General features: G+C 53.7%; 1 protein-coding gene and 1 pseudogene. Both read left to right on the top strand.

Translation table 11 applies throughout. The features are described 5' to 3' along the window. Nucleotides 1-321, top strand: a pseudogene (locus GPK90_RS19805) (VirB6/TrbL-like conjugal transfer protein, CD1112 family); the annotation flags it as partial. Nucleotides 322-364: 43 nt separating this feature from the next. Further along, nucleotides 365-633, top strand: a 269-nt coding sequence (locus tag GPK90_RS19800; RefSeq protein WP_486463670.1) for a septation protein SpoVG family protein, incomplete at its 3' end; no start/stop codon positions are given.

Raw genomic sequence — 633 nt, 5'->3', positions numbered from 1 at the left:
GAAACCTGCCATAGTGATATGGTAAGGCGCCGGGTTCTTACCCTACTACTCACAAGTTTAGCGCCTATCCCGTTTGCCACCGTCCCCAACAGGGAAACCGGACACATGGGGCAGAACTATTTCCGCTCCCTCTTTGCGGTGGGCTTTCAAGGTCTGTTGATCTTGGTCTGTGTCGCCATCTATGCGGTGCTGATCCAGAGTATCGCCACCGACGGCGACCCCATCGGGGCGATCTGGGGCTGCGTGGGATATACGGTGCTGCTGTGTTTTACCTTATTCAAAACAGGCAGTCTTGCAAAATCCATCTTCGGCTGCCATTAAGAGACTTCGGGCCATGCTGACCCGAAGCGGAAAGGAGAAATCCATGCAGGAAAAAACTGCGGGCGGAACACCAGTCGCCCCTATAAAGCTGGATGTAAGCGTGCGGGTCATCGAACCTGTGAAAAACCTCATGGGCTTTGCCAGCGTGAAATTCAATGACTGCTTTGTGGTGGAAAATCTGAAAATCGTACAGGGCAGCAAGGGGCTCTTTCTTGGGATGCCCAGCCAGCCAGACGGCAAAGGCGGCTATCGGGATATGGCCTACCCTGTCACAAAGGAGTTCCGGGAACAGCTCAATACTGCTGTTCTGCA

Source organism: Clostridium sp. MCC344 (genome assembly GCF_018785365.1).
Classification (GTDB): Bacteria; Bacillota; Clostridia; order Lachnospirales; family Lachnospiraceae; genus Pilosibacter.
The sequence above is the reverse complement of the archived record's forward strand: the minus strand, read 5'-3'. Positions and strand labels throughout refer to the sequence as shown.